The sequence below is a fragment of the Paenibacillus agricola genome, assembly GCF_011440305.1.
Lineage (GTDB): Bacteria > Bacillota > Bacilli > Paenibacillales > NBRC-103111 > Paenibacillus_S > Paenibacillus_S agricola.
Window position 1 is genome coordinate 288,627 of sequence record NZ_JAAOIW010000004.1, and the last position, 26,064, is coordinate 314,690.

General features: G+C 45.7%; 27 protein-coding genes. 2 read left to right on the plus strand and 25 right to left on the minus strand.

Annotated elements, in window-relative coordinates:
* Positions 1 to 13 precede the first annotated feature (13 nt).
* The 25 genes from G9U52_RS12775 to G9U52_RS12895 form a co-directional block, all read right to left on the minus strand.
* A complete protein-coding gene (locus G9U52_RS12775) occupies positions 14 to 1,573 on the minus strand; it encodes an ABC-F family ATP-binding cassette domain-containing protein (RefSeq protein WP_166150033.1) in 1,560 nt (519 codons plus the stop codon).
* A 55-nt stretch (positions 1,574 to 1,628) separates the two neighbouring features.
* A complete protein-coding gene (locus G9U52_RS12780; protein WP_166150035.1) occupies positions 1,629 to 2,501 on the minus strand; it encodes a PP2C family protein-serine/threonine phosphatase in 873 nt (290 codons plus the stop codon).
* On the minus strand, positions 2,498 to 4,156 hold the full coding sequence (locus G9U52_RS12785; protein WP_166150037.1) for a DUF6382 domain-containing protein: 1,659 nt from the start codon (positions 4,154 to 4,156) through the stop codon (positions 2,498 to 2,500). Before G9U52_RS12785 ends, G9U52_RS12780 begins: the two co-directional genes overlap by 4 nt.
* Positions 4,157 to 4,175: 19 nt before the next feature.
* On the minus strand, positions 4,176 to 4,688 hold the full coding sequence (locus G9U52_RS12790; RefSeq protein WP_166150039.1) for an A24 family peptidase: 513 nt from the start codon (positions 4,686 to 4,688) through the stop codon (positions 4,176 to 4,178).
* A complete protein-coding gene (locus tag G9U52_RS12795; RefSeq protein WP_166150041.1) occupies positions 4,688 to 5,359 on the minus strand; it encodes a TadE/TadG family type IV pilus assembly protein in 672 nt (223 codons plus the stop codon). The genes G9U52_RS12790 and G9U52_RS12795 overlap by 1 nt, the downstream gene beginning before the upstream one ends.
* Positions 5,360 to 5,390: 31 nt before the next feature.
* Positions 5,391 to 7,724, minus strand: coding sequence for a hypothetical protein (locus G9U52_RS12800; protein ID WP_243767306.1), 2,334 nt, complete (start codon positions 7,722 to 7,724; stop codon positions 5,391 to 5,393).
* A 26-nt stretch (positions 7,725 to 7,750) separates the two neighbouring features.
* The gene (locus G9U52_RS12805; RefSeq protein ID WP_166150043.1) at positions 7,751 to 8,755 is read right to left on the minus strand and encodes a hypothetical protein; all 1,005 of its coding nucleotides are present in this window, start codon (positions 8,753 to 8,755) and stop codon (positions 7,751 to 7,753) included.
* Positions 8,752 to 8,982, minus strand: a complete 231-nt coding sequence (locus tag G9U52_RS12810) for a Flp1 family type IVb pilin (RefSeq protein WP_243767307.1) — start codon at positions 8,980 to 8,982, stop codon at positions 8,752 to 8,754. Before G9U52_RS12810 ends, G9U52_RS12805 begins: the two co-directional genes overlap by 4 nt.
* A 22-nt stretch (positions 8,983 to 9,004) precedes the next feature.
* Positions 9,005 to 9,868, minus strand: coding sequence for a type II secretion system F family protein (locus G9U52_RS12815; protein WP_166150045.1), 864 nt, complete (start codon positions 9,866 to 9,868; stop codon positions 9,005 to 9,007).
* Positions 9,869 to 9,884: 16 nt separating this feature from the next.
* Positions 9,885 to 10,676 carry a type II secretion system F family protein gene (locus G9U52_RS12820; RefSeq protein WP_243767308.1) on the minus strand — a complete coding sequence of 264 codons (792 nt, stop codon included), beginning with the start codon at positions 10,674 to 10,676 and terminating at the stop codon, positions 9,885 to 9,887.
* Between the two features lie 49 nt (positions 10,677 to 10,725).
* Complete coding sequence (locus G9U52_RS12825) at positions 10,726 to 11,955, minus strand: TadA family conjugal transfer-associated ATPase (RefSeq protein WP_166150049.1); 1,230 nt, start codon at positions 11,953 to 11,955, stop codon at positions 10,726 to 10,728.
* Positions 11,942 to 13,078, minus strand: a complete 1,137-nt coding sequence (locus G9U52_RS12830; protein WP_166150051.1) for an AAA family ATPase — start codon at positions 13,076 to 13,078, stop codon at positions 11,942 to 11,944. Before G9U52_RS12830 ends, G9U52_RS12825 begins: the two co-directional genes overlap by 14 nt.
* A 41-nt stretch (positions 13,079 to 13,119) precedes the next feature.
* Positions 13,120 to 13,263, minus strand: a complete 144-nt coding sequence (locus G9U52_RS12835) for a hypothetical protein (protein ID WP_166150053.1) — start codon at positions 13,261 to 13,263, stop codon at positions 13,120 to 13,122.
* 113 nt (positions 13,264 to 13,376) lie between these two features.
* Entirely contained in the window at positions 13,377 to 13,778 is a 402-nt protein-coding gene (locus tag G9U52_RS12840; protein ID WP_166150055.1) for a hypothetical protein, read from the minus strand.
* A gap of 3 nt (positions 13,779 to 13,781) precedes the next feature.
* Positions 13,782 to 14,144, minus strand: coding sequence for a DUF1304 domain-containing protein (locus tag G9U52_RS12845; RefSeq protein ID WP_166150730.1), 363 nt, complete (start codon positions 14,142 to 14,144; stop codon positions 13,782 to 13,784).
* 51 nt (positions 14,145 to 14,195) lie between these two features.
* A complete protein-coding gene (gene coaD, locus G9U52_RS12850; protein ID WP_166150057.1) occupies positions 14,196 to 14,699 on the minus strand; it encodes a pantetheine-phosphate adenylyltransferase in 504 nt (167 codons plus the stop codon).
* A 21-nt stretch (positions 14,700 to 14,720) separates the two neighbouring features.
* Positions 14,721 to 15,791, minus strand: a complete 1,071-nt coding sequence (locus G9U52_RS12855) for an SAM-dependent methyltransferase (RefSeq protein ID WP_243767309.1) — start codon at positions 15,789 to 15,791, stop codon at positions 14,721 to 14,723.
* Positions 15,755 to 16,528 (minus strand): ABC transporter ATP-binding protein, encoded by a 774-nt coding sequence (locus tag G9U52_RS12860; protein WP_166150059.1) that lies wholly within the window; start codon positions 16,526 to 16,528, stop codon positions 15,755 to 15,757. The genes G9U52_RS12855 and G9U52_RS12860 overlap by 37 nt, the downstream gene beginning before the upstream one ends.
* Before the next feature lie 9 nt (positions 16,529 to 16,537).
* Positions 16,538 to 17,392 carry a deoxyribonuclease IV gene (locus G9U52_RS12865; protein WP_166150061.1) on the minus strand — a complete coding sequence of 285 codons (855 nt, stop codon included), beginning with the start codon at positions 17,390 to 17,392 and terminating at the stop codon, positions 16,538 to 16,540.
* A gap of 10 nt (positions 17,393 to 17,402) precedes the next feature.
* A complete protein-coding gene (locus G9U52_RS12870; RefSeq protein WP_166150063.1) occupies positions 17,403 to 18,212 on the minus strand; it encodes an Fpg/Nei family DNA glycosylase in 810 nt (269 codons plus the stop codon).
* 86 nt (positions 18,213 to 18,298) lie between these two features.
* Positions 18,299 to 19,828, minus strand: a complete 1,530-nt coding sequence (locus G9U52_RS12875) for a ribonuclease H-like domain-containing protein (RefSeq protein ID WP_166150064.1) — start codon at positions 19,826 to 19,828, stop codon at positions 18,299 to 18,301.
* The gene (locus G9U52_RS12880) at positions 19,825 to 19,986 is read right to left on the minus strand and encodes a hypothetical protein (protein ID WP_166150065.1); all 162 of its coding nucleotides are present in this window, start codon (positions 19,984 to 19,986) and stop codon (positions 19,825 to 19,827) included. The genes G9U52_RS12875 and G9U52_RS12880 overlap by 4 nt, the downstream gene beginning before the upstream one ends.
* Positions 19,983 to 22,229, minus strand: coding sequence for a DEAD/DEAH box helicase (locus G9U52_RS12885; protein WP_166150734.1), 2,247 nt, complete (start codon positions 22,227 to 22,229; stop codon positions 19,983 to 19,985). The genes G9U52_RS12880 and G9U52_RS12885 overlap by 4 nt, the downstream gene beginning before the upstream one ends.
* A gap of 263 nt (positions 22,230 to 22,492) precedes the next feature.
* Complete coding sequence (locus G9U52_RS12890; RefSeq protein ID WP_166150066.1) at positions 22,493 to 22,705, minus strand: hypothetical protein; 213 nt, start codon at positions 22,703 to 22,705, stop codon at positions 22,493 to 22,495.
* Between the two features lie 87 nt (positions 22,706 to 22,792).
* Positions 22,793 to 24,964 (minus strand): hypothetical protein, encoded by a 2,172-nt coding sequence (locus G9U52_RS12895; protein WP_207952938.1) that lies wholly within the window; start codon positions 24,962 to 24,964, stop codon positions 22,793 to 22,795.
* A 93-nt stretch (positions 24,965 to 25,057) separates the two neighbouring features.
* On the opposite strand from G9U52_RS12895, the gene G9U52_RS12900 reads away from it, so the two are divergent.
* On the plus strand, positions 25,058 to 25,570 hold the full coding sequence (locus G9U52_RS12900; protein WP_166150068.1) for a type IV pilus modification PilV family protein: 513 nt from the start codon (positions 25,058 to 25,060) through the stop codon (positions 25,568 to 25,570).
* Positions 25,570 to 26,061 carry a PilW family protein gene (locus G9U52_RS12905; RefSeq protein ID WP_166150069.1) on the plus strand — a complete coding sequence of 164 codons (492 nt, stop codon included), beginning with the start codon at positions 25,570 to 25,572 and terminating at the stop codon, positions 26,059 to 26,061. Before G9U52_RS12900 ends, G9U52_RS12905 begins: the two co-directional genes overlap by 1 nt.
* Positions 26,062 to 26,064: the final 3 nt, after the last annotated feature.

A 26,064-nucleotide genomic window follows, 5' to 3' on the forward strand; every position in this document is an offset into this window, starting at 1 on the left:
GAAACTTAAATATTTAATTGCCTAAGGCTTTATTGGACCATTCTTCGACGTCCCATACCTTGGTTACCCAATCTGCATAGAAATCAGGTTCGTGGCAAACGAGTAGAATGGTTCCTTTGAATTCCTTTAGCGCTCGTTTTAATTCATCCTTGGCGAAGACGTCCAAATGGTTCGTGGGCTCATCGAATAGGATCCAGTTGCTTTCAAGCATCAGAAGCTTGCATAGACGCACTTTAGCTTGCTCGCCGCCGCTTAACATGCTCATTGGGCGTGTGATATGCTCGTTCTTCAAACCACATCGAGCTAAAGCGCCACGTATTTCATTCTGAGTCATACTGGAGAACTCGTTCCATACATCATCGATAGGTGTAAGATTAGGCGCTTTGACCTCTTGCTCAAAGTAAGCAGGGAACAAATAATCGCCACGATAGGTTTTACCGTCAAAGACAGGTACTTTGCCTATGATTGTTTTCAATAGCGTTGATTTCCCGACCCCGTTACAGCCGACGATTGCGATTTTATCGCCCCGTTCGATGATCATATTCATTTCAGGCAGAAGTGGACGGTCATAACCTATGACCAGCTTTTCGCCTTCAAATACAACTTTACCACTTGAGCGGGCATCCTTGAACTGAAAGACCGGTTTGGCCGCTGTTTCTGGGCGATCTATACGATCAACCTTTTGCAGTTGCTTTTCGCGGCTCTTTGCTCTTCCCGAAGTAGAAGCACGCGCTTTGTTACGCTGAATGAAATCCTCTTGCTTTTTGATGTATTCCTTTTGTTTCTCATAAGCATCTAGATGCAGCTGTTTATTAACCCCTGCCATTTGCAGAAATTTTTCATAGTTAGCGGAATAACGAGTAAGCTTGGAAAATTCCAAATGGTAGATGATGTTAACTACCTTATTCATAAATTCCGTATCATGCGAAATCAGCATAAAAGCATAAGGATAATTTTGCAAATAGTTAATTAACCAATCGATATGCTCTACATCCAAATAGTTCGTTGGCTCATCGAGTAATAAAGCGGTTGGTTGTTCAAGCAGCAGCTTCGCCAGAAGCACCTTCGTACGTTGTCCACCACTTAATTGGGAAACATCGCGATCAAGACCAATAGCATCCAAACCAAGGCCATTAGCCATTTCTTCAACCTTGGTATCCAGCAAATAAAAGCCGCTGTTTTCCAAACGATCCTGAATTTCGCCCATTTGCTCCAATAACACTTCAAGCCGATCTGGATCGGCATCTGCCATTTGGTCTGTAATGCGCATCATTTCTTTTTCTTCTTCATACAACAGTAAAAAAGCGTCCTTGAGTACATCGCGGATGGTTTTGCCTGTTGTCAGCTTCGTATGCTGATCCAAATAACTATATTGAACACGCGGAGTCCATTCGACCTTCCCGCCATCCTTAAGCAGTTGTCCAGTTAATATATTCATCAGCGTCGATTTGCCCACACCATTCGCGCCTACGATCCCAATATGCTCGCCTGCAAGCAACCGAAAAGAAACGTCCTTAAACAATACACGATCGCCAAAGCTATGGCTTAAATCTTCTACAGTCAACAAACTCATTGTGCTTCGATTAGCTCCTGTCCAGTAATTATAAAATGTCTGACACTTTATTATATCACTTTCGCCATTGAACAGGGAATAGCATATGAAAATTTTTCGTGCGATACCATAATCTTTCCCAAAATGAGTAGCTAGAGCTTAAGGAACGTACTAAAATAACGCTAATATTGTCATTGGAGCGTTTATCCAGTGCCCGATCAATCAGCATATCGCTCATTTGCTGTAAATCCTGCCCTTCCTGGTTGCCCTCTTGCAAATATCGCTCGATTCTCGGATCTGGAAGGCGATCATAAAACCCGTCACTGCATAGTAAAAACAGATGATCCTCCGTAAAAAAACCGGTGCGTTGCACCAAGTTCAGTTTTTTCTGGTAGCCCAGGCAATGCATGAGGATATGGCGTCTTGGATGCGTTCGCGCCTTTTGCTTGGACAGCCTTCCTTTTCTTACCTGCTCAAATATCCAGGATTGGTCCCGGGTGAGCTGGTGAATGTTTAGTTTGTGATTAGCTTTGTAAATACGGCAGTCACCAATATGGCATATGTAATAGGTTTCATTCAACAGAAAAAGCAGGGTCAGCGTTGTACCGATCTGAGTCCCTGCATCCTCACCAAGCCGAATAAGCCTTTGATTAATCTCATAAAAAAGCTGTTCGATGGAAATATTTAATTGTGGGAATAAGGTTTTACGGCGCAGTAAAGCAGGAAGCTTCTCATCCAACCAAAGCCTCGCAATATCTATCGCCACTTCGCTGGCCTTTTCTCCATCACCGCTTCCACCCATGCCGTCAGCTATAACAGCAACTGCGTACGGCTCCCCACTATGAGTGGAACCAATTCTTAGAAGCGATCTGTCTTCATTAACCATCCGAAACCAGCCTGGATGGCTCGCTACTCCATACTGCCAGTTTACGGCAAAGGTTGTTTTCAAGCCAATAACCCCATTTTACATACAAATTCAGTGCTAATTATCTTAACTATATCACCTTCCTGCAAATTATACATCCGGTATGGCACCAATATTTCACCGTTTATAAAAGTTCCATTTCGGGAGCCCAAATCTTTGATTGCCGTTTGTTCATTCTCTCTCGTAATTTCTGCATGAATTCTTGAGGTTCCTGTTTCCTTGTGGACGTAGTCTACTCCCTGCCCTTCCCGACCAATAACAAAAGGGGACTTGCTGATATGAATCGTATTTTTTGCTCCGTTTATGGAGACTTCTAAATAAGGCTGGGCTCGCTGTTTATCAAGCTGCAGCATAGAACCATCTAGCAAAACTGTTGCATCCATTGGAGCCAGCAAGGTTGTACGCTGCTCAAGCCCTGAATAATAGGATTCAGGAGTCTTGGCTTCTGTAGTGTCCTGCCCCAGCCTATCCAGCCTGGACTCTGACCGGGATTCCAACCTGGGGTCCGATCTGGAGTCCGACCTAGAATCCAGCCTAGATTCAAAGTCGGATTCTTCAAACGCTGCAGCTTCAGTACCAGGACCATATCCATTAAATAATGGGGCTTTAGCAGTTTGCGGCGTAAAAAAAGGCAATAGGGGAGCCGAGTTCGGATGCTGCTGCCTTTCCTTGGACAAATTCTGGTGCACATCAGCCCATGTTACAGCTTCACTATCCTTGGCCGCAGGCTTCCAGATCTGCAAGATTACATATACGATATCGACCACAAGCAACGACAATCCACCACATATCAACAGCCAGCCTTCGCTGGAATGATCCAAATACAGCTTCCATATGAGCACCAGAACAAGAAAGCAAACCAACAGCACAGGCATCCGCAGCTTTTGGCCCTGTTTGGCCAGTTCCTTCTGGTCATCCTCTTCGAACCAAGAAGGTGAAAAAGCTGGCGGTGTCAACGATGGCTCGGGCTGTTTGACAGCTGTATCAGCAGCGGCAGTAAATAGCGGTTCGGGTGTTGGAATTGTAGCCGTAGAACCGGCTGCCTGAGAAATTCGCGAATTCAGGACACTTTCCTGCTGACCAGCCGAAGCTTCAAGGCGGTTTCTATGTTTCTGAAGCAATTGCTTACAGCCAGTAATCGTAAAGGATTCTTCCATCAAGTAGCTCATAAGCTCTTGGTAGCCACTACCCGACAGCTCGGACACTTTATGGATGAGCCTTGAAGCCAGCTGCTGCAAATCTACAGCCAAAGGGCTTTTATCGGGAAGAACTTCTTTTGGGAGGTAAGTCAGATGAACGTCGGTGATTTGCTCCCCGCAATATATGTAATCTTCTTTGAGCACATAACATCCTTCTTGCAGCATATAAATGTTGCTTTGGCTTATGGTATCAACAATTGCGTATAGCAAGGAATAAAATTGCTTGAGGCTGATATTGCCCATCCTTAGCCAATGTGCCAGCATCTTTTTGTCAGAAATCGGATAATAAAGATATACCTGATCGTTACGTTCCTCCACCTGCAAAGCGAGCAGATGAGGAATTTTATTGGCGATTAGCATATTGACTTGAAACGTTGCTAAATGCTCCTTCCTCAATCCCTCGTCCGGAGCCGAGAGAACCATATAATGCCCGTTGCTTCTGACGAAATCTACCTTTAAACCATATAAGAGTGGGTTCAAGCCCCCGCCCTCCTTTCCTCTAGCTGAATTGCCAAAAAGCAGTTGCTGTCGCCGGAAGCACAGCCCACATAAAGGGAAAGCGGAGATGGTACACCGAATTTCGATAAGCGGCTAAGGGCTCCACCTGTTTCCAAATCACAAAGTGCATCAGCATCTTCCATGCACCTCCACCACGAGACTTCCACTCTCGCCTCCAGCATAAAATAAAGCAGCCAATCAAAGCAGCATAGAGCAGCGAATACATAATGCTTTGCAGAACAATTTCCGCACCCGTTAATGCGCCAATTGCCGCAAACAGCTTAACATCACCCGCTCCCACCGCGCGCATCCCATAGAGAATAAGCAAAGGGACAAAGCCAAGCAGCGAGCCGAGTAGTGCATAGCCAATTCCTGCTGTACCTGAATTAACCGTTTGAAGCACTAGACCTGCAAGGAATCCGATTGCACATAGCAGATTAGGAATTTTTTGCTTGGTTACATCCGACATAAAAGCGAGCCCCAGCATACCTCCAGTCAGCAGCATCACGTCCATCAGCTTCCCCCTACCCAAGCATGCTCATAGGCATGCTTACGAATCTGGATCGATTTGTTGAAAAATGGAATAGCCAACTTAAGCTCATATTGTGCCTCTATGCCGATAAAAGCCTGCTCTTTATCATTTAAATCAGGAAGAATCACCCTCGTTACTTTCAATCGCTCGGGCTTTAACCGAGTCTTATTCGCATAAAGCACAACCATCGGTGTCAAAGCAGCGTTTAACCGCGGCTGGTAGAAGTCTTTGATTTGTTGCTTGGCCTCCTCGGTACCTGCTTGGCTGAGCGCCTCCAGCTCTGCTCTTTGATTTTTTTCCCAGCCCATTAGCATAACAACTGGCTCGGGGATCCATCGCTCATATTCGTCAACGAATTCCTCGGCTTGGACGACTTTTTCCTTGGCTGTACCGATCTTCTCCAAGGCTTGGTCCATCCAGCCCTTGGCAGCGGTTTGCTCCCACCTGCTTTTAGCCTCCTGATATACTAAATCCAGTGGGTACATATTGGCTGCAATGACCTTTGTTGTGTCCGAGACTGCCGATTGTAGTGCCATCTCTGCTAAGGAAACCTGAATAAATCCAACTAGTAATAAAATAAAAGATAAAAATAAGGGCAAAACAATCGCAGCCTCCAGCACGATGCTTCCTTCCTCCCGACGAGCTAGCCTCATGGCTTCTCTTCCCATGTATAAAGGCGAACCCTTAATAAGCCATCACTCCTGTACGAACCATTTGACATCGATTACCAACTACCTCACATGGATAGAGCCCACTGATTCCCAAAATTTTGCTTAAGCCTGGTACAAACCATAATTTAATCGAGGTTCCTCCCGTTCCTGAAACATAGGTTGTGCTTTGCAGCAAGTCCATTCCCGTGTTTAATTGGATCAAGGCTTGCATTCGGGACAGCAATACCTCGTCACGGCTATGCAACAGCAGAAAGATCCGCAAATAATCTTTGTACGTCAAAGTTACAAGACTGCCCAGCTTTTTGGCGAGCGGAACGGCATCCCCCTGCACAAGCTTGACCATATCCAGTTGGGCTTTAACGGCACCTTCTGCCACAGCAGCCAATAAAACGAGCAGCGGTGATCCCACATTCATAGCTTGAATATGCGGCTCCAGTAACGCCTCAGCCGTACCTATCGCCAATCGAAAGGCAAACATCTCTCCATAAGCCAAGGAATAATTGCCCAGGCAAGAATTGGCTCCATACAACAAATATTCGACCTCTTGATTGGTAAGAGGATGGCTATCGGGACGCGAAGCTTCCTTGGACTGTTTAATATTTCCACCGAGATCCTTCTCCATGCCCAGCGTCCGGTAATTGAATTTGCTAAGCGCATATTCATCCACATAAAATTCATCCCGCACATCCGTCAAAATGGACTCAAACCCCGTCAACAGACTCATAGCGCTAGCATTCGCCTTGTCTGCATCTTCAAAATCCAGCTCAGGCACGGGCTGAGCCAGGTCTGCCTGCTGGTTCGTTTGCATATAAGCCTGATAATAACCGACACTTCCTTGGGAAGGCTCCCCCTGCAAGGCCGCATAGCTTGCTTTAAATGGGTCTGTCGCTGCCACTAGGCTGCAGCTGCCCATCGCTTTCATAATTTGATCCAGATACGGCTGTGCTTTGTTTCTTTGCTCTCTTTTTGATGTCTTCGCACTTGCTTTATTCGCATTGCGCTGTGCTTCCTTGGGGCTCTGCCCGATAAAAAGCCCATTCTCCTTTTGCCAAAAGGCTTCAATCGCCTGGCTCGCATTATTATAATTAGCTGCGTCGAATAACCAAACACTATTAAGCTGCGCCTGCAAACCGGAAAACAAGGCCACGCTTGCCGCTGCTTGCGCACCGTAATCATCCAGTTCCTCCCGGCTAATCAAATGAATGCTTTCGAAGACTTGATTCGCAGAATACGTAGAGTCGCCGCTATTATTCGATGTTACCGTTCGAAGCTCCTCATTCAAACGGTCATTCGCAGTTTTGGCTCGGTTAAGCGCTTTGTCGAACTGCTCGATCGTTTTCTTTAGGAAGCTCGCATCTGATGTCGAACGTACCTTGAGCAGCGTCAACAGGCTGGCATAACGGATCGTATCATTCAAAAGCTGCTGTAAATCCGCTACCTTGTCGAACATTTCATCCACCTGTAGATTAACTTGGTTTCTGCTCTCCATCAGTCCTTTTATCGCATCGGCAGCGCCTTGCGTCGCCTTGCTGACCGATTGAATATTGTCGTCAATGCTCTCCAGCTGCTGCTCCAGGCTTTTTAAATGATCCTTGGCATCCTGCAAGGATTGCCTGACCTCATCCACTTGATGAATCCCCACGTTACTGCTTAGCTGGTTCAGATCAGCCAATTGAGTCTGGTAAAATGGATAAATCGCAGTTGCCTTTTGATGGATCGCTTTCCATTCCTCCCACGTCTCATCCATCGCTTCATCCCGCTCATCCAATACCTTCTCAACAGAAACTGCATGTTTGGAAAAGCTTTGCGCCTGTGACAACACCGTGGAAAGCCCTGTTTTTTTGAATTTATCGACCAGCTCCAACGAATAAATCATCGGCGCCCGATATTTCATATCCTCCAGAATTTGTTTTTTGAACACCGTATGGCTCGCCAAAGTGTACATGGAAGTCAAACTGGAATTCGTCTCTTCCAAACGTTGGTCAATAAATCGGAAATGCTCCGCTTCAATCGTGCCCGACAGGTTGCCTGATACAGCCTTCAGAAAAAAAGCTTCAGCGTTGTCCTGCGCTTGATCCAATGCAAACAGCCCATAATCATGAAGCGAAAGCGAAAATGCAGACAGTACAGAGCGAACGCCCGTTTTCACTGCATTCTCGGCCTCTTTCTCGGCAACCTTAATTCGCGAGAAATCAATCAGCAGCGCACAAAATAAAAATATCGGCACCAAAATCATTATTAAATATAAGGAAACCGCACCTCCCTGCTCTTTTATGAGCCGCCGCAGCCACTTCACAGAACTACCTCCCAATACCAATCTCCTAATACCGTTCTTTAGAATGCTCATATTGCAAGCTTAATCTGCCTCTCCCCTTACTCATGGATCACAATAACGATACCTTTACGCTGTAATTCTTGCCGAAAGCTTGCGGATAAAGTAACGGTATCCTTGCTCGATTGCTTAAAAAAATGCCAGACCACTCCTTTTATTTGTGTACCCGCCTGCAGCAGTTCGGCATCCTTAGGCATTTGGACATTACGCAATTGGCTTTCATTAAATGTATAAAAAGCCTGGTGCGCGACCTCATTGGCATCCAATGCGTCTACCTGCCGATCCGTTGTGCCGTGGACTCTGACCGTCTGCTCCGAACCATTCACAAGGGCTTGCAAATATCTTGCAGCACTTGCATGGCTGTTAATGACCGTCCGCTGCTGCGGCGCTGAGCGAGGCTCCACAAAGGTTGCCAATGCCGCACGTGGCGTGATTCTTCCTTTGACCTCACTAATAAAGGTTCGTGTAAGGTCGATGATGCGGATGGATTCCACCGGGTCAACCACCTGCGAATAAGCACCCGATTGCACCTCGCTAAGCAGCCATTTGTCCGCATAAGCTGGTTTATGGAATGGCCTATTCACATTAACAGAAACTTCTCGGGATAAGCCTTTATTGCTGTATTGCATCAGCCCGCTCCAATCCTTGGCAATGGCTGCACCCACACGCCGCAGCTTGTTTTCCGGGCTGCTGTCATTGCTTGCACCCGAAGTAGGCAATACGATTTGAGCACCCGCATTCGGAACCAAAAACGCAAACAAATCCGAGACACTGTCGCTATGCAGCCGCCAATAGAGACCGTCATCCTCGCCTGGATTAAAGGCGCCTGTAATAGGGTCTCGCCTGCTATTGTCCCATATAAAGGCAGTCCGGTCAGCAGCGATCCCCGCAGTATGTTGTGCGGATGAGGATTGGAACACAAAAAGCGCCAAGAACAATAAAGAAAGCGTGCAAATGAGTATAAGTGGCATAACAAAGCTGGCTTCTATCGTAAATGTACCTCTGGAATCAAGGAGTAGGCGACGTATACGACGTAGCTTGTTCACTTTGGACTAATGGAGGTGGCATCGCCCTTAATAGTCGTCGATTGGTCCGTAACTTCCGATTGTGTGGCATTAAACATTTCCAGCACCCATTTCATAATCCATTTTCTAAACGCGATCGCTATAATAACTAGAACAGCGACAATCAGCAGGATCTCCAAAGTGCCTAAGCCGTCCTCGTCCCTCCAAAATTTTTGCATCATTTTAAAGCTTCTGCTTAGAATCATCATTAACATCCACTCCATCCTTATATTATTGCTCCATCATCAAAATAGCGGGAGCGGCAACCACAACCATAACGACAAGAAATATAAATACCATCGGAAACACCATTTTGGAGGAGGCTTCCTCGCCAAGTGTTTTGGCAATGGCCTTTCGTTTCTCCCACAGGGTAAAGGAAAGCTCCTTCAGCGACATCACAAGCTCATCGCCGCCGCGTTTATAATTGAGCAAAAGGGTAGTCGTAAATAACGATACCTCCTGGACGCCACAACGTTTATTAAAGTCCTCCATCGATTTGGTGAAGGAAGCATTTATGCTGATCTCATAAGCAACGACCGCCAATTCCGATAGCAGCGGACTTTTCATGACGTTGGGATTACGCTCGATGCAGCGCATTAGTGCCTTTTGCACCGATTCTCCAGCATTGACAAGCAATACAATTTGATTGACCATTTCCGGCAGGTCGAGCAGCATTTGCCTTTTTTTCTTTTGCAATTGGCTTGCCAGATTTTTGTACATCAGAAAGGGTAAAAATAACATCAGCCCTCCACCATAAGCCAGCATCTCTGCACCGGTTTCCGTCACCCATCCGAGTAAGGTGCTCCCAACAATAATAAGCAAGCAAAATGATAAAATCTGGACGATAAAGCATTTGGTGCGAACCACTGCTACCTTGCTCCCATGTAGACCAAACATCAGATGATGAACATTGGAGATGCTCTCTGGAATCCGATCCGTTATTCGAAAATAATCAATTAGCCATAGCGATAACGGCGCTAGCCAATAAGGATTAAGATAGGACTGGTATTCCTTCGAAAAATGGCTGTAGGATCGATATACCCGCGCCAGCAATGTCACCATGACCAGCAGCTCGACAACTAATAAAATGAGCATAGTTTTGCTTGCTCCCTCACACCTTAATATTCATAATCATTTTTGTGATGCCAAAGCAGCCAAGAAGCACTACAAGGGCTACAGTCATAATCAAATAGCCGGTTATCCCTTGATAAATGGGTTCCATGTAATCCGGTGAACTAAAGCTGAGCACAGCAATCACAATAACCGGAGCAAAGGCGAGAACTCTGGATTCGAAGCGCTTTTGAGCCATCATCACGGAAATCTCCTGCTGAATATCCAGCTTCTCCTGGATAATGGAAGCCGTCCGCCGGATCACATGGACCAGATTGCCCCCTGTACGTTTGCAGGTGACAAATACTTCGGTAAATTGTCCGATATCATCGATCTGCGATCTTTCGCTTAAATCCTTTAGGGCCAGCTCGATCGTCTCCCCATTTTCAATGCGCCGGTTGATCGTTTCAAGCTCCCTCACAATAAGCGCACGGGGGTCAGGATATAATAGCCTTAAATCAATAAGCGTGTCCTGGAAAGCATTTTCGACCGATTTACCGGCACTAAGTGCCGAGGATAAAGAGGCTAATGCTTGCTTAAACTGCAATTGAAGCAGCGACTTACGTTTAATAACTAGTTCTTTTTTACGTAATCTCGGAGCATACAGACCCAGCATGGCCAGGAAAGCTGCGGCAATCAGATGCTGGTAAAACACATAACCAATACCACCTAATAGGAACATCGCGACCAATATCGTCAAAGCGGTTTCCAGCGTCGTCATTTCATAGTCGTTATATTGGATAAAAGTCGGCCCTTTGGACGTTTTTGCTCGTTTGGAAATAAAAAGCTCCATATACACCTCCCCCATTAACTAATAAAATTAGGCAGCCTGACACAGCTAATTATGGCATTATTGTAATTCCCGACATCCTTAGCTTCTCTTGTTGAAGCAGCATTTTTCCGGTTGGCTGAAGCTCGCCCATGACCCGCCCCTCCTTGTCCTCCCCGCTTTCAACAAATTCGAACAAGCGATTTAACTTCACCTCGCCCCCTTCCATCCCGATAATTTCATTAATTTCGGTAACTCTTCGTGTGCGGTCTCGCAGCCGCTGAAGGTGAATCATCACATCGATAGCCGAGCAAATTTGCTTGCGCACCACCTCAACCGGCAGCGCCGCGCCGCTCAGCACCATCGTTTCTAGCCGGCTTAGCATATCTGTGCTTGAGTTAGCATGGCCAGTCGATAACGAACCATCATGCCCCGTGTTCATCGCCGATAGCATATCGATCGCCTCCGCTCCACGAACCTCGCCCACAATAATTCGATTCGGCCTCATCCGCAGCGAGGAGCGGATCAAATCACGGATCGTAATTTCCCCCTTCCCTTCCGTGTTGGCATTTCTTGTTTCCATGCGCACCAGATTGGGCACCGTAAGAATTTGCAGCTCGGCCGAGTCCTCAATCGTAATAATTCGTTCATCGTCAGGAATATATTGCGATAAGGCATTGAGAAAGGTCGTTTTTCCTGAGCCTGTACCTCCTCCAATAAACAGATTGTATTTGGCTTTTACCAGATCGATCAAAAACGCTGCGGCTGTGGGGGTTAGCGCCCCTTTGGCAATCAGCTTATCAAGCGTTAAGGGAGACTCCGGGAATTTGCGGATCGTCATCGCCGGTCCCTCTAGAGCGACAGGAGAGAGCACCACATTAACCCGCGAGCCATCCATGAGCCTTGCATCAACAATCGGATTCGCTTCATTAACCGCCCGATTGACCTTGGCGACAATCGCTTGGATCACATCTTCCAGCTTTTCCTTGCTCTCGAACTTTACCTCTGACAGCCTTACACGCCCACCCTCCTCTATAAAAATTTGATCATGGCGATTGATCATAATTTCGGTTATGGCCGTATTGTCCACCAAGGGCTGCAATACATCCAAGCCACGAAAGGAATGAAACAGCTTGAGGATGAGCGTACGCTTGCTTCCAGCTGTTTGGTATTGGTCAAACGAGAGCTGGAATACCTCATGCTCAATCATCTCCATTAGCTGTTGGTCGGTGACCGAATAAGAGAGGTCCAGCTTTTCTTTGATCAGCTGCTTCAGCCCAGTAAAGATATCATCTTGCAACATACACTTGAGCCTCAGCTTTCTTTAAGCCAAGCTCGCCAAGCTTGCTGAGGCTTTCACTAAAGGCTCCTCTTGCCTGCAGCGCTTCAATGCTGCCGTAAGCCTTCCATTCAGGAACATAGGGCAGGAACCCGGATATGGCAGCCGGAAATGCATCGCGGTTATTAAGCAGCACCCCATTGAATTTATTCACTAGGATCGTGATCTTACGCAGCCATTCTTCATTCTCTTGTGTTGCCCTCAGCTTAAGCTGCTTCATTAAAGCATCCGTCTTCTCCAGGTGGACACGGTCATCGACAACTAGCCACATCACCTGGTCACTTAAGCGAAGGGCGGCTAGCGTCCTTGGCTGCACGGTCGAATCCAAATCTATCACGACCTTATCGTACACCCCGGTTGCCAGGATAGAACGTATTAACGATTCCGTATCCTTCGCGGTCATTTCCTCCATCTCGGCCGGCTCCACCATGCCGGGGAAATAGTCAAAGCCCATCAGGGGATGGCGTCTTTTATAAAGCTCCACCTTTGCCGTTTGCAATTGCACATCCGCTTTTCCGTAATACAATATCCTGGAAAAATACGTTTCCTCCGGCTTTGATCCCCCCTCAATCCATGAACGTGAAGGTAGCTGCTCCAAATTCAAGTAAAATACACGTGCTCCCTGGTGAAACAGCTCGCGGGCAAGATGGACGGCGGTTAACGTTTTACCGCTTCCACCAACTGCTGAATACACAGAAATGACAGCAGCAGATCGATTTCCTTTTAATTTCGAGCTGCTTGTATACTCGTTAAAATGTGAAATCATATGGGACAACAACTGGTTAAGCGGCTGGTATTTGCATAAAACCGGATATTCGACAATATCTGCTGCCGTAAAAGTATCGCTCAGGATGATCAAGCATCCACTTCGCTGTTGGAACACCTGCTCAGGCAACGGCAAGAAGCCTTCATGGACGAGTAAAATATAGGGCTCCTTCGTTTGCTCCACATAAGCAAAGCCTTGCTCCTTATTCGTAAATACGGCCAGCATAAACGTTTCGGCATGCTCTGAGGTACGAATATAGGAGGCGCACATATCAACAAAATAATGATCCTCTTCCAGCAAAACCAGTTTCATTTTGACCATAACACCACTCCTTGATTGTTGGCTTTATTGTTTCGTTCTCGTCACACCTCTCCCATTAGCTGCATCACTCCACTCACCACAAGCACGACTCCAACAATAGCCAGCACGATGGCTACACTAACCTTACTGGAAATTCGAACACCCCCATGCCCAAATGTGGACGCAAAAAAAGCACACGCTGCCAAGAAAAATCTCTTGAACAGCGGTGCTTCCGCGTTTGCATTTCATATTTACGTTGATTATAACATAATTTATGGGTTTATCAACTTATTTTTGGAAAATGATGAAGGCAAGCTGATTACATCATAATTTGAATGAGCAATCCAAATAGCAGCTCTAATTCCTGAACTGAAATATTAAGCGTTTTGGCCTGCAAAAAAAAGCTGAGCTCAGGATTTTCTTTGAGCAAATTCATTAAATCCAGCAGGTGGTCTATGGGTGTTTGTTCATATTCGGAGATAACTGTTTTGTAGGTAAAGCTATTACCAACCTGCTTGATAATGCCAAATTCAATTAATTTTTCAAGCCATTTTTGAATATGCTCTTGGGTAGTATCGAGGAAATTAGCCATTACTTTATGTGGAAGCGAGCACGCTCCATCCTCTACGCTTTTGAGCTCGATTAATTTAATCAGTCTGCGATAATTTTGAATACGAACCACGATTTGATCGACACTATCTGCCGAAAACATTTCCTTCATGGCCTAATACAACCAAACGAATAAAAAAGTAATAAACGCAGGCAAGCCTTGAACGACAAGGATCGAACGTTTCGCCGTCATTCCCCCGAAGATGGCTGCAACCATAATACAGCCCAAGAAAAATAACTGAAGCTCGCGCGCTACCAAGTCATTGCTATAGAGCAGGCTCCAAATTAAACCCGCGGCTAAAAATCCATTGTACAGTCCCTGGTTAGCTGCAAGCGATTTGGACGCCTCTGCGACCTGCTGGGTCATTCCAAAGGTTTTTAATCCTTTAGGCTTCGTCCATTGGAACATTTCCAAATACAAGATGTACAAATGCTCAAGCGCAACAATGCCAACTAAAATTGGGGTGATCAGCACGATACTCCTCCTTCAAATAATTTAGAGCCGAGCTCGAATGTGCGTAGAGGAGCACTAAGTGGTAGGCGGACTTGCTTCCTGTAAAAAATAAATGGCTTTATCATATCCATCAGGTGTCATATAGTTTAGGGCAAGCGTGTGTTTCTTCGATTGAAAAAACATCCTGACCAAAGAGCTGCTTGTTTGCATATAAGGTGTATAGGGAGATAAGTAAATCGTGTCTGCCTCAGTGGAATTGCGTACAAACTGCTCAAGCTGCAGCTCATAATCCAAATCAGTGGCATTGCGAATCCCCCGTATCACAACATCGATCTTTTGCTCATTAATGTAGTTGGCCACTATGCCTTCGAAGGGTACAATATGGGCCCGTTGCCGAAATTCCGCAGGAACCGAAACCTCCACCAGCTCCGTTCTTTGCTGTAGGTTGAAATAATGCGATTTGGCCCGGTTGTTGGCAATAATAATATGAACCTCATCAAACAGGTTAAACGCACGCTCAATAACAGACACATGCCCCAAGGTGATCGGATCGAAGCTTCCTGCATATACGGCTTTCATTAAGAGCCCTCCCCAAACAGCTTATGACTTAATAAAAAATAAGGTTAATTCCTCGCGGTTATGGAAAAGCTGCTTTCCTTTTTGCAAGGAAAGCTCCGGCGACAGGTCGCCCACAAGCTCCCGCACCGTTTGGAACGCTTTTTTGTGCATTAGCTTAACAGTCAAAATGGCAGTGCCGCCCGTTCTGAGCGATGGCAGCAGCTCTTTAATAAGCCTCGCCATTTGTCTGGGGCTCCAGCTCATATCGCAAACGAGCAATTCATAGGCATCGGCCAACAGCTTCACATCAGAAGCATTTTTCTGGTGGAAGGTCAGGTTCGGGTGCTTCAATAAAGCTTTATCCAGCTTGGCTGGATCAATCGCCGTTACCTTCACTCCCCGCTCCAGCAGCAGAGATGTCCAGCCTCCAGGGGCTGCACCCACATCGAGTGCCATCTTGTATTGCGAGAAATCCAAGCCAAATACCTGCTCAGCCTCCAACAGCTTGAACTTGGCTCTGGAAAGCTGCCCTTCCTCTTTGCGAAAGCGAATGGCTCCACCAGACCAGTCCGACAAATTGTGCTCTGGCGCAGACAAGCCGATATAAGCTTTCTCAGGTGTCAGATAGAGCGACAGGATGAATTCGCCGCCTTTGGCTACAGGCTCCGTGGCATAAGCTTTGGTCAACGCAAGATCCAGCGCTTGCTTGTATTCGCCTTGAGACACCTTGGTAGCTAGCTGCTCGGTTTTACGAACCTGCACGGCAATAAGCGTGCCTGCCTCCAGCTTGATGCTGCTTGTCGCCCATTCCAGCAAGGAGTCCAGCTCGCCATCCCAATCCAGCTCTGCATCAACCGGTTGAATGTGGCGCAAAAACATCGGCTCCTGCTCCACCAGCCTTTGGGTCGCTTCGGCTTTGCCAAGTGGAAGCTCAAACCGGAAGGTTTCATTCGGCACCAGCTGGCTAAATTTGAAAGGAGGACCAAACAAGCGGATGATTTCCTCCTGTGCCTGTTGTCCATAACCACGGTTAGCTGTACCAATAAAAGTGCTGCTTTGCAGCAGCTGCTCCTCCATCATAGCACCTTGATCCAAGGGCGTCCTTGGAACCATTCCAGTGATACCGGCACCTGGAAGGCTTTCAGCAAATTGTCTTCATTCAGTACATCTTCCTTACGGCCTGATGCTACGAGCCTGCCTTCATCAATCAACGCCACATGCGTAAACATCGGCATAATTTCTTCAATATGATGGGTTACATATAAGACGGTAATATTTTGTTTGCCCAGCTGGTTAACGGTTTCCAGCAACCGCTCCCGCTCATATAAATCCAAGCCTGAGCAAGGCTCATCCAGAATCAGGATCGAAGGGCTGGTCATCAGTGCCCGTGCCAGCATCACTTTTTTGCGCTCACCTTGGGATAAGGTCCCTAACGGCTGATTAGCAAGATGGGAGAGGCGAATTTCGTCTAGCATGCCAAGCGCCTTGGTACGAACCTCAGGCGAAATTTCCTGGTAAAAACGCAGAAACGCATACTCACCTGTAGCAATAACTTCCCAAACCGGGTCAGCTGGATTTAGCTTTTCATATAAAGATTGGCTAATATAACCGATTTGCTTACGTACTTCCCGAACATCGCATTGTCCATAAATATGGTCCAATACTTGAACCTCGCCTTTGCTCGGAAATTGATAGCCGTTAATTAATTCCAGGATCGTCGTTTTCCCTGAACCGTTCTTGCCAAGAATAACCCAATGCTCGCCTTGCTGGACATGAAGTTCGATTTCGGACAAAATCGCCCGTTCCTCACGTATAAAATGAATATTGCTTAATGATATCACTTGCTGCATAGTACAAGATCACAACCTATTCTTTGCTGTTTTGGCTAGCTTACGTACATATTCTACTTCCTGGGCATGTGATCCGTGCTCATCCTTTGGTGTCTCCAAAAAGATCGGTATTCCCTGAAGAGCTGGGCTCTGAAGAAATTCGCGAAATCGCGCTTCACCAATAGTCCCTTGTCCAATTGGCGCATGGCGGTCCTTCTTCATGCCACCAGCATAAAGTGAATCGTTCAGATGGATAGCTTGTACATGGTCAAAGTAGCCTAAAAGGTTTCCTTTGGCCTCTAATTGGGTCCAGCCTTCCTTATGTGATGGCCATAGTCCACAAGCATACGCATGGCAGGTATCGAAGCAAAAACCGATATGCTCGCGATGCTCGGATAAGCTGCGAATTTGCACAAGCTCCTCCAGCATCGTTCCCATTAAGGTGCCTTCCCCCGCTTGATTCTCAATCAGTAGCTTGGCTTTACCTTTCCAATCTACAAGCACGGCATGTAAACATTGTATAATATTTTTGTAGCCTTGTAACGGGTCTACGCCTTTATATTTGCCAAAATGCACCACAACCCCAATCGAGCCGCAGGCTTCAGCGATTTCAAGATCATTGCGTAGCGAAATAATGGTAGCTTCTCTTAGCTGCAAATCCTCGGAAGCCAGGTTCGTTGGGTAAGGCGAATGGGCTATAGAAACGATCCCCTGCTGGTGGCAATAATCGGCGCAAGCCTGGGCATCTGGAGCATTCCAGCTTTTGACGCTTAAGGAGCGCGGATTTTTCGGGAAATATTGAAAAGCATTGGCATTTAATGTTTTCGCTATCATAGCGGCTTTAGTAAAGCCTTGGCGAATACTGAGGTGGCAACCGATATTCATCCCAACCCCCCTAAACCTGGCATAACAAGCAGCAAAAAGATTTTTTGGACGAAACGTCCATACGGCTCAATGGAGTGCCGCAATTCACGCACGGCTCTCCTTCACGGTCATACACACGGCAACGGGCGTCCGCCCCTCCGGTCAGGGTATCGCCGACAAATAAAGGCATTTCCATATAACCGCCATATTGTATGGCCTCGTGCAACACATTCTGCATCGATTCGTACAAACGCCGAAGCTCGTCCTGATCAAGCTGGCTGCAGTGTCTGGCTGGAAGCAACCCGGCTTTAAAGCAGATTTCATCCGAATAACAATTACCGATACCCGATAATACGCTTTGATCCACTAATGTGGATTTTAAGGTGCCTTTTTTCGTATGTAAGAGCTGTATACATTTGTCCTCAGTAAACTGGCTGACCAATGGCTCAGGACCCAGCTTGCTGAGTAAAGCATCTACATCTTGAGAGCTATGCAAGTGAAAGTAGCCTAGCCTTAAGCCGATAAAATACAGATGCTGCTCATTCCAGCTTATCGTTATTTGTACGGTTCGTTCAGGCTTCTGCGCTGAAGTTCCATAAAACATCATACCTCCAAGCATCAGATGCAGCACAAGTACTTTAGAGCTGCTCAAATGAAAGAGCAGATGCTTCGCTCGCCTTTCAATTGAAACAATGGCAGCCCCAATTAATTGCTGCTGAAATTCGTCCACAGGGACGTTAATCGATTTCTCGCGCTCCACTTCGACCCCAGTTATGGGCTTCCCTACTATTCTCTTGGATAACAGTAGCTTATAGTTTTCCATTTCAGGCAATTCCGGCATAGGTATCCACCTCCTTACTAAACTGTTTGCCCAAAAAGGCCACATTTTAATATAGGAGGCTATTCCTAATTTGCGTATGGCTTCGCTTAAATGAGGCTATCCATCACGGCAACTGCCTCAACTGGATTAGTGGCCACGCGACTGCGGCGGCGAGCTGGCGGCTTGCTATCGGATAAGGCAGCACGACTCTCGGCCTTAGCTATTTTTTGGCGCAGCCTCTGGATTCTTTTTTCCAAATTAGCTGCTTCAGCCAGTTGGGCCTTATCCACGGCCTTGGCAGCTTGCCCTCTTCCCTTAGCATGAAACCCATTGTCTTTAGCTTGAAGCCTATGCCCGAAGGAGCGTTTTAACGCTTGCTGGCGCCAGCATTGGTCGACGGCCTGCAAAGCATATTGAAGAGCTAAGCTATATTGCTTCTCACGATGCTCATAATGCATAGATAGCTCGATATAGGGCTCTACAGAAGCGGTTGTCCTCTCGCCTTTGCGCTCCACATACAGCATCCACAAGCTCCGGGCATCCGCATATCGCTGCCGCTGCTTATACAGCTGTGCCAGAGGCAGCAAATAGCTATCGGAGCCCTCCTGCGGTTCTGGAGCTTCCGTGCCGCAGATCCGTTGCTCCAGCAGCTCCAAGGCTTGAGCCGCTAACTCGGACAAGCTTAACTTATCCAGCCAGACCCCTAAGCGGTACAGCTCTTCAAGCCCCATTGCCGAGAGCTTGCTTTGCCCGCTCAATACCTTGGCGAAATGGACAGATAAACCTGCTAAAGATAAAATATCAAGCTCGTTATGGATAAATACCCCTTCAACGATTGAGACATCACGCTCAGCCAAATATTGAAAATACAACGCAGGTGCCAATGAGCCAGGCACATCGTCCTTTCTAATAACGCCCAGCTGCTCCTCCTCTACCTTGCCTAGACGGCATGAAGGCATGGTATGCTTCCACAAGCTTCGGGAGGGATATAAAAAATCAAAATGTCCGGCAATCGGAATTTCCGCTCGAATCCGGTTTAAAATATAACGATTTTTAATAATTGGCCAATCAAAGGTTTTGCCATTATAGGTGACCAAGTAAGGATGGCTTCCAAGCTTCTCCTTCAAGTGATGGAGCATGCTGAGCTCCTCGCCGGGGTCGCGTATAAACATTTGCTCGACAATGAATTGCTCGCCTTCATAGAACCCGATACCGATCATAAAAGCAACATTGCCTGCACCAATACCTAACCCCGTTGTCTCAATATCCAGATAAAGCAATTGCTCATGGGAAAAGCCGGCAGTAGCTTCCGGTTCACCGCCATTTGCCGGCAGGAGAGCTAGCAGTAGCTCGGCTCCGCCTGCCAATTCACTAAGCATATAATCGCCGTGCAAGGTTTGGCTTGCATAAGAGCATCGCCGCATAACGAACGAGCCCCATTCATTACATTCCATATGTGCCCCTATCGTTGCCCATTCACCACCTTGGGCCACATCCTGCTCGTTGCTTAAAGCCTCAGCCTGCAGGCTATTTGCCGGCACAGCCGTTGCCACAGCCTCCAATGCGCCAGCCTCCGCTCTAGGCGAATTGCCAGACGGCTTATTATGTCGCAGCAGCCTTTCACGCAGCATACTCATGGAAACACCCCCAGCTTATTTATTAGGCTTAAGCCGACCCCATAAAGCGGCGCAATATACACCGGCACCTTGGAGTGGCCGAGCAGGGCAAGCTGCAAATCATTCGTTGAGCTGCCTGCTGCTACTTGCACAGACCCTCGTAATTGTATGGTTATCATAAGAGCTCCAATAACTCTATACTTTTTATCTTAGCGTTAATACCTTCTATTTCAGTTCCTATACAGGAGGGGCAACCGTCTTCGCACGGGCATTTATTTATGAGATTTTTGGCAGCGGTCTTTACTTCGTCGAATCGTTTAAATACATCTTCAGCTAAACCGATACCGCCAGGGTAATGATCGTAAATAAATACGGTAGGCAAGCCCGTATGCGCCGCCCGTATTTGGGAAACGACGTGGATATCATTACGGTCGCACATGACATGGATGGGTACAATATGGCGTAAGACATTAGCGATTCCCAGCAATAATTGCTCTATGACCTTTACTCCTATTTCCGGGTCTACTTCCTTCAACTCTACCCAGGCGGCGCTAGTATGCAATTCTTCTTCAGGTAACGTTATGGGGCCATACCCTATATTTTCAAAAGTGGTAAGCTTGATTTTTTTAAACATAGTAGGCATGACATTGACTACCACATCCCCATAATTTACAGTTGTCGTTCTTCGGCTAACGGTCCTGTCAATTTCTAAAACCTTTAATTGCACCGCCAGGTTAGCGTCTGTGTAATATTCTACATCCACTTGTCTTACATAAGCCTTTTTATGCTCCCAATCTAGTTTCTCTACCTGGAATTGCGTGCCCTCGTGTAAATAGATCGCTTCATCATGAAGCAGGGTCATAGCGCTAAAGCGGTCCATTTCCCCAATAATCCGTACGTTAGCGATATCCGATTGGTCCACAATAACTACATTCTCCTGGGCAGCCGACCGCAGACTAATATTACTCGCTGGGAAAGAGTCGCTAGCCCAATAAAATGTCGCATTGGAATGGTGCAGCACACGTTCTTCTACCAAATATTCCATAATATCTGTTACGTCTAAAGGTCCAAATTCTTCCCCTCGTTTAAACGGAATTTCATATGCCGCGCACCTTAAATGATCCACTAAAATTATTAAATTTTCGGGGTTAATCCTAGCGGATTCTGGCGACCTATCAAAAAAGTATTCAGGGTTCTGAATAATATATTGGTCAATAGGCGTGGAACTAGCAATCATTAAAATTAGGGCTTCTCCATGCCTTCTTCCCGCACGACCCGCCTGCTGCCAGGTACTAGCTACGCTTCCAGGATATCCAGTCATGATACACACTTGTAATTGCCCAATGTCTACCCCTAATTCTAAAGCGTTGGTACTGACCACTCCCAGAATGTCGCCGTCCCGTAATCCTTTTTCAATTTCTCGCCGTTGCTTGGGCAGGTAGCCCCCGCGATACCCTCTTATAGTTTTGGCGCCCAGCTCGTTTTTAACAAGCCCCTGGAGGTGGCTGAGAATAATTTCTACCCTCACCCGACTCCGGGCAAAAATAATAGTCTGTATGTTATTCTTCAAAAATTCTTTGGCAAGAAGATTAACCTCCACCGTAGCACTTTTTCGAATGTTAAGCGGCTTATTAACAATAGGCGGGTTATAAAACACAAAATGTTTACGCCCCCTTGGCGCCCCGTTATCGTCAATCAACCTCATGGGGGTACCCGTCAATTGTTCCGCTAATTCCTTCGGATTTGCAATGGTGGCGGATGTACAGATAAATATAGGCCGGCTGCCGTAAAATTCACATACCCGTTTAAGCCTTCGTACCACATTAGCTACATGGCTACCAAAAACCCCACGGTATGTATGTAATTCGTCTATCACAATATATTTTAAATTGCTAAACAGGCTAACCCATTTTGTATGGTGTGGTAAAATCGCCGAATGCAGCATATCGGGATTTGTTATAACAATATGCCCTGATTTTTTTACGATTTGGCGTATTGCAGGGGATGTATCCCCATCATAGGTATAGCTTTTTATATCCATGCCCATTTCCTTAATGATTTCGTTTAGCTCGCTTTTCTGATCTTGTGCCAGAGCTTTTGTTGGGAATAAGTATAAGGCGCGGCTGGTATCATCTTCAGCAATAGCTTGTAACACAGGTAGGTTATAGCATAGGGTTTTACCTGAAGCTGTTGGGGTTACCGTAACAATGTTCTCCCCTTTTTGCAGCGTTTCGTAAGCTGAAAACTGGTGAGTATAGAGTTCTTCTATGCCCCGTTGGTTTAAAGCTGATTGTATTCTAGGATCTACGCTTACGGGGATGGGTCTGGTTTTGGCTGCTTGCGGTTCAATTTCATGCCAATTGCTTATATTGTCGTTGGCTCTTAATTCAGTTATCAATTCGGAAAGTGACTTTTTTCTCAGCATGTGATTTCACCTCTTAAAGATACAGTTTACCGAATATTTGTTCGGTTGAACAGACCTTTATTAAACAAACACAGCTTTACGGCAATAACGGCATTTTTTACAGTCTATAACAACGGGCTGCTCTCTGTAATCGTACTGAAATAGCCCTGAACGGGATCGCTGATCCGCCAGGGCTTGAAGGCAAATCTCGACTTGCGAGAGTTGCGGGCTGGTATACATATGGGGTCACATCACAATTACAATATGGCACAGTTACAGCCTTACAGTAAATCCGAGGAGTCGTCATAATCGTACCTAATGCCATCTTGCTCAACCTTTTGTAAGTAGGATACACCTTGTGCGGCAACTGAATTATTTTGCAGCTTAAGTAATACCTCGCGATACTGCTGGGCTCTAGAGCCATTCGATTCTTTACTCATAGCCAAATGCAACGCCTGCTCGATTACGACAATATCATGACTGGTAAAATCCATACAGCAGCCCTCCTGGGTGTTGTTTTTCACCTGAGCTAGTATATCCCTGGAGGGATGGGGATATGCATTTCCCGCTTGATCCGCAACTTATTTCCTGCTTACTGTCCACGCATCAACGCTAATGGTTGGACGTGAAGGTATAACCGGGTCTGGTACAGGTAAGGGTGTAGGTGTAGGTAAAGTACCCCCACCTGCAGTTGCATTTGCCGGGGGATGATATTCCAGATTTATCCAAGCATTTTTATCATTTTTTGCCCAGTCTGCAAAATTGATATTGCCGCCTGTAGTAATTCCACCGAATAAAGGCTTTGGACTGGTTCCTAGACCACTACTAAAAGTAATGCTTCCAATAGCCCCCATAAAATCGGATACCGTCATATTGCCAATCGACTTAAAGTTTAATGAGCCTTTAGTCAAGATCGAACCTTTAATATCCATATCCGAAATCGTGTTGTTAGTAACAAGGGCTGTCGCATAAATATTCCCTGTATCCATACTTGTTATTGCATTAAAGGTTAGCGTCCCTCCTGTATATATTGAACCCGTCATCGCCATCTTTTCAATTGTATTGCTAAAGTTCACATTGCCAGGCGTGCTTATACTCCCAGTCATAGAGATATCTTTAATGGCATTAAATACCGTCTCGCTCCCTGAAAGTATCGACCCTGAGCCCGTCATTTTCAAATATTCAATGGTGTTTGAGAAATTCACTTTGAGCTTGCTGCTAATATCTCCAGCTACATGAAGCTGCTTCACAGCATTAAATACAACATCACCGCCAGAAATTATCGAACCGTCTAATACATTAATAGTGTCCAGCGTATTTGCAAAATTCACCTTGGTCAAGCTACTAATATTTTTCCCGACATCCAGCCTTGTAAAGCTATTAATAATAAAATCTTTACCCGTAATGATTGATAAACCTACTTTATTAGGGGGAGCTATATTACCTAGCGTATTGGAAAAGTTAATGGCTGTAAGGCTGCTGAAATACCCATCAATCTTTAGCGCATCAATCCCGCTGAATCTAATCCCATCATTTCCCGATACCGGGGTTCCTACTATAACGGAATCCTTTACATTCAATTGGTTTAATGTATTGGTGAAGTCGATATTTTTTTGTGTGCTTAAGCTTCTTCCCACGGACAAAAGCGCTACCGTATTAAAGCTCATTTGCCCACCACTGACCATGTTACCGCTTATTTGAATCGTTTCGTTCCAATTAGTCATCCTAATCTCGTTTTTGGCTACCATATTGCCAGTCACATTGATTATACAATTGTTACAATCCAATATAATATCGTTCCCAGATACGATATCACCTGTAATTGTAACGGTTTGATTGCTGCCTGAAATCGTAATATTGCCCGTGTGTAAAGCAGAGCTCTGAGAGCTGCTGATCGTCTTGGTTCCTGGGGTTAGTGTATAGGAAGCAGGAACTATATTCAATGTAGAATCATAAACAACAGGCTGCCGATAATTGACCGTAAGTGTATTTCCACTAAGGGTTAGCGGAAATGGGATTAATGGGGTTAATGGCTCCCTAGGTAAGGGTCTTATCACCATCTGGGCATCAAAATATTCATTAAATTGTGTTGCAAATTGTTGGGCGGTTATCGTTTTTATACGCGTCACACTAGTTCCGTCTTGACTGCCCAGCTTATCCTCACTATATCCTACGGGTGCGCCATAATAGCTAGGAGTTGGCGTTATAGCGCCAGATACCCCTTCTGCACCAAAAATCCCCGTTGCCGGATCCGTATATTTACTTTGTGTTGGGGTTGGTGTCGGTGTAGGCGTTGGTATCGGTGTGACAGCCTGTGCAATAGCTTGCGTACAAACTAATGTTAAATTAATATTCTGGGTTGATGTAATATGGGCTCGATTGCTTGTCCCTGCCGAATTTATTGCAAAGGTATCGCTGCAATCTCTGGCACCGACAATAGGGATCGTCCATACCGGTTTATTAGTATTATTATATAAAAAGTTACCCTGCGCGTTTAGATCCTCCACCATTCTCGCAACATTATTAGGTCCGAGATTAATGGGGTCAACTGCACGGCCAACGGCTTCGAGCATAATACGATTCGCCACAAGCGCTCCCGTTTCGGCAATATAATAGGCTTGCTCCTTAGTTTCCCCCTTTACTGTATTATTGGCTCCCTGTAAGGTGCTCATAATCAAAGGAGTGGAAAGCAAGCCAACAATAGCGACCAGAAATAAAACTAAAATCAACGCTGCTCCACGTTCATTTTTCATAATATTCATACGCTTCCCCATTCCTTCTTTGCAAATTTTCGACTATAGTTAGTTTATACTACTTTTGAACTACGCATAAAGGAAGTGCTTATCATGAATAATCAAAAAGGCTTATCATTATTGGAAGTGCTTGCTGCTGTCACTATACTTGCCATGGTTATTTTATCAATATCCTATTTTTTCACAAAAAATTATGAATACTCCAACCGTGAAGAAAGCAAGGATATTTCGGTTAATGTTGCCAGAAATGTTATTGAAGATTTAAAACCAGGTTTAATGAATGGAACTGCTGTTACCTTATTTAGCAATAGTGAAGCCGCCCATGCTTTAGCTTTAAATGAAATTGAATTACTGCGAGATAATCAGGATAACACCTTTACCTTTGACTATATTACCGACCCTATCAGCCATCTAAAAGTAGCCATCCGCGAAATCAATATTCCTAATAATAGAACCTATACGATAACCGACGAATTAAATACTGAGATCAGATTCCCGTTCGTGATGAACCATTATTTCTCTCATATTGAGGTTACAGTCACAGATACCTTATTGAACAATACAACCTACACCTTGCAGAGCTATCTAGAAAAGAGGCCAAGATAATGAAAATACTCAATCAAAAAGCCATTTCATTGATCGAGGTTCTAGCAGCTATTACATTAACAGCCATCGTTATCGGGGTGATTACAGCAGTTATTTACCAAACAAATCAAGGCTTTTCTAAGATTACTACGAGGGAAAGCGTTCAGGAAAACGGTAGAATAATTACTGAGCATATTGTTAACCAGGTACGTTCAGCTCGATATTTGGTTACTAGTACTCATGATGAAAACAATCATCGCCACAGTGTACTAACACTTCAAGCCATTAATGCTCAAGGGGCAGCAACAGGAGATACTGTTCGATACAATTTTGTCAGCCCCAACCTGACTGTAACCATCACTATAAATGGGGTAGCCCACACGATGACTCTAACGACTCAACTAGAGCAAGCGGATTTTATTTATTTAGCTCCAAGTGTAGTTGACATTAACCTACAATTCAAAGCCAATAGCAAGCCTTATTATACTAGTGTCAGGCTTCCTAGTTGGTAATAC

Bases quoted from the DNA above. Each gene is read 5' to 3' on its own strand.
- G9U52_RS12820 (WP_243767308.1), bottom strand. From the start codon at position 10,676: ATGGAGCTTTTTATTTCCAAACGAGCAAAAACGTCCAAAGGGCCGACT.
- G9U52_RS12880 (WP_166150065.1), bottom strand. From the start codon at position 19,986: ATGATAACCATACAATTACGAGGGTCTGTGCAAGTAGCAGCAGGCAGC.
- G9U52_RS12860 (WP_166150059.1), bottom strand. From the start codon at position 16,528: ATGCAGCAAGTGATATCATTAAGCAATATTCATTTTATACGTGAGGAA.
- G9U52_RS12800 (WP_243767306.1), bottom strand. From the start codon at position 7,724: ATGAGCATTCTAAAGAACGGTATTAGGAGATTGGTATTGGGAGGTAGT.
- G9U52_RS12825 (WP_166150049.1), bottom strand. From the start codon at position 11,955: ATGTTGCAAGATGATATCTTTACTGGGCTGAAGCAGCTGATCAAAGAA.
- G9U52_RS12795 (WP_166150041.1), bottom strand. From the start codon at position 5,359: ATGAGGCTAGCTCGTCGGGAGGAAGGAAGCATCGTGCTGGAGGCTGCG.
- G9U52_RS12900 (WP_166150068.1), top strand. From the start codon at position 25,058: ATGAATAATCAAAAAGGCTTATCATTATTGGAAGTGCTTGCTGCTGTC.
- G9U52_RS12840 (WP_166150055.1), bottom strand. From the start codon at position 13,778: ATGAAGGAAATGTTTTCGGCAGATAGTGTCGATCAAATCGTGGTTCGT.
- G9U52_RS12905 (WP_166150069.1), top strand. From the start codon at position 25,570: ATGAAAATACTCAATCAAAAAGCCATTTCATTGATCGAGGTTCTAGCA.
- G9U52_RS12890 (WP_166150066.1), bottom strand. From the start codon at position 22,705: ATGGATTTTACCAGTCATGATATTGTCGTAATCGAGCAGGCGTTGCAT.
- G9U52_RS12870 (WP_166150063.1), bottom strand. From the start codon at position 18,212: ATGCCGGAATTGCCTGAAATGGAAAACTATAAGCTACTGTTATCCAAG.
- G9U52_RS12815 (WP_166150045.1), bottom strand. From the start codon at position 9,868: ATGCTCATTTTATTAGTTGTCGAGCTGCTGGTCATGGTGACATTGCTG.
- G9U52_RS12875 (WP_166150064.1), bottom strand. From the start codon at position 19,828: ATGAGTATGCTGCGTGAAAGGCTGCTGCGACATAATAAGCCGTCTGGC.
- G9U52_RS12865 (WP_166150061.1), bottom strand. From the start codon at position 17,392: ATGAATATCGGTTGCCACCTCAGTATTCGCCAAGGCTTTACTAAAGCC.
- G9U52_RS12810 (WP_243767307.1), bottom strand. From the start codon at position 8,982: ATGATGATTCTAAGCAGAAGCTTTAAAATGATGCAAAAATTTTGGAGG.
- G9U52_RS12895 (WP_207952938.1), bottom strand. From the start codon at position 24,964: ATGAAAAATGAACGTGGAGCAGCGTTGATTTTAGTTTTATTTCTGGTC.
- G9U52_RS12855 (WP_243767309.1), bottom strand. From the start codon at position 15,791: ATGGTTCCAAGGACGCCCTTGGATCAAGGTGCTATGATGGAGGAGCAG.
- coaD (WP_166150057.1), bottom strand. From the start codon at position 14,699: ATGAAAGCCGTATATGCAGGAAGCTTCGATCCGATCACCTTGGGGCAT.
- G9U52_RS12790 (WP_166150039.1), bottom strand. From the start codon at position 4,688: ATGGACGTGATGCTGCTGACTGGAGGTATGCTGGGGCTCGCTTTTATG.
- G9U52_RS12830 (WP_166150051.1), bottom strand. From the start codon at position 13,078: ATGGTCAAAATGAAACTGGTTTTGCTGGAAGAGGATCATTATTTTGTT.
- G9U52_RS12775 (WP_166150033.1), bottom strand. From the start codon at position 1,573: ATGAGTTTGTTGACTGTAGAAGATTTAAGCCATAGCTTTGGCGATCGT.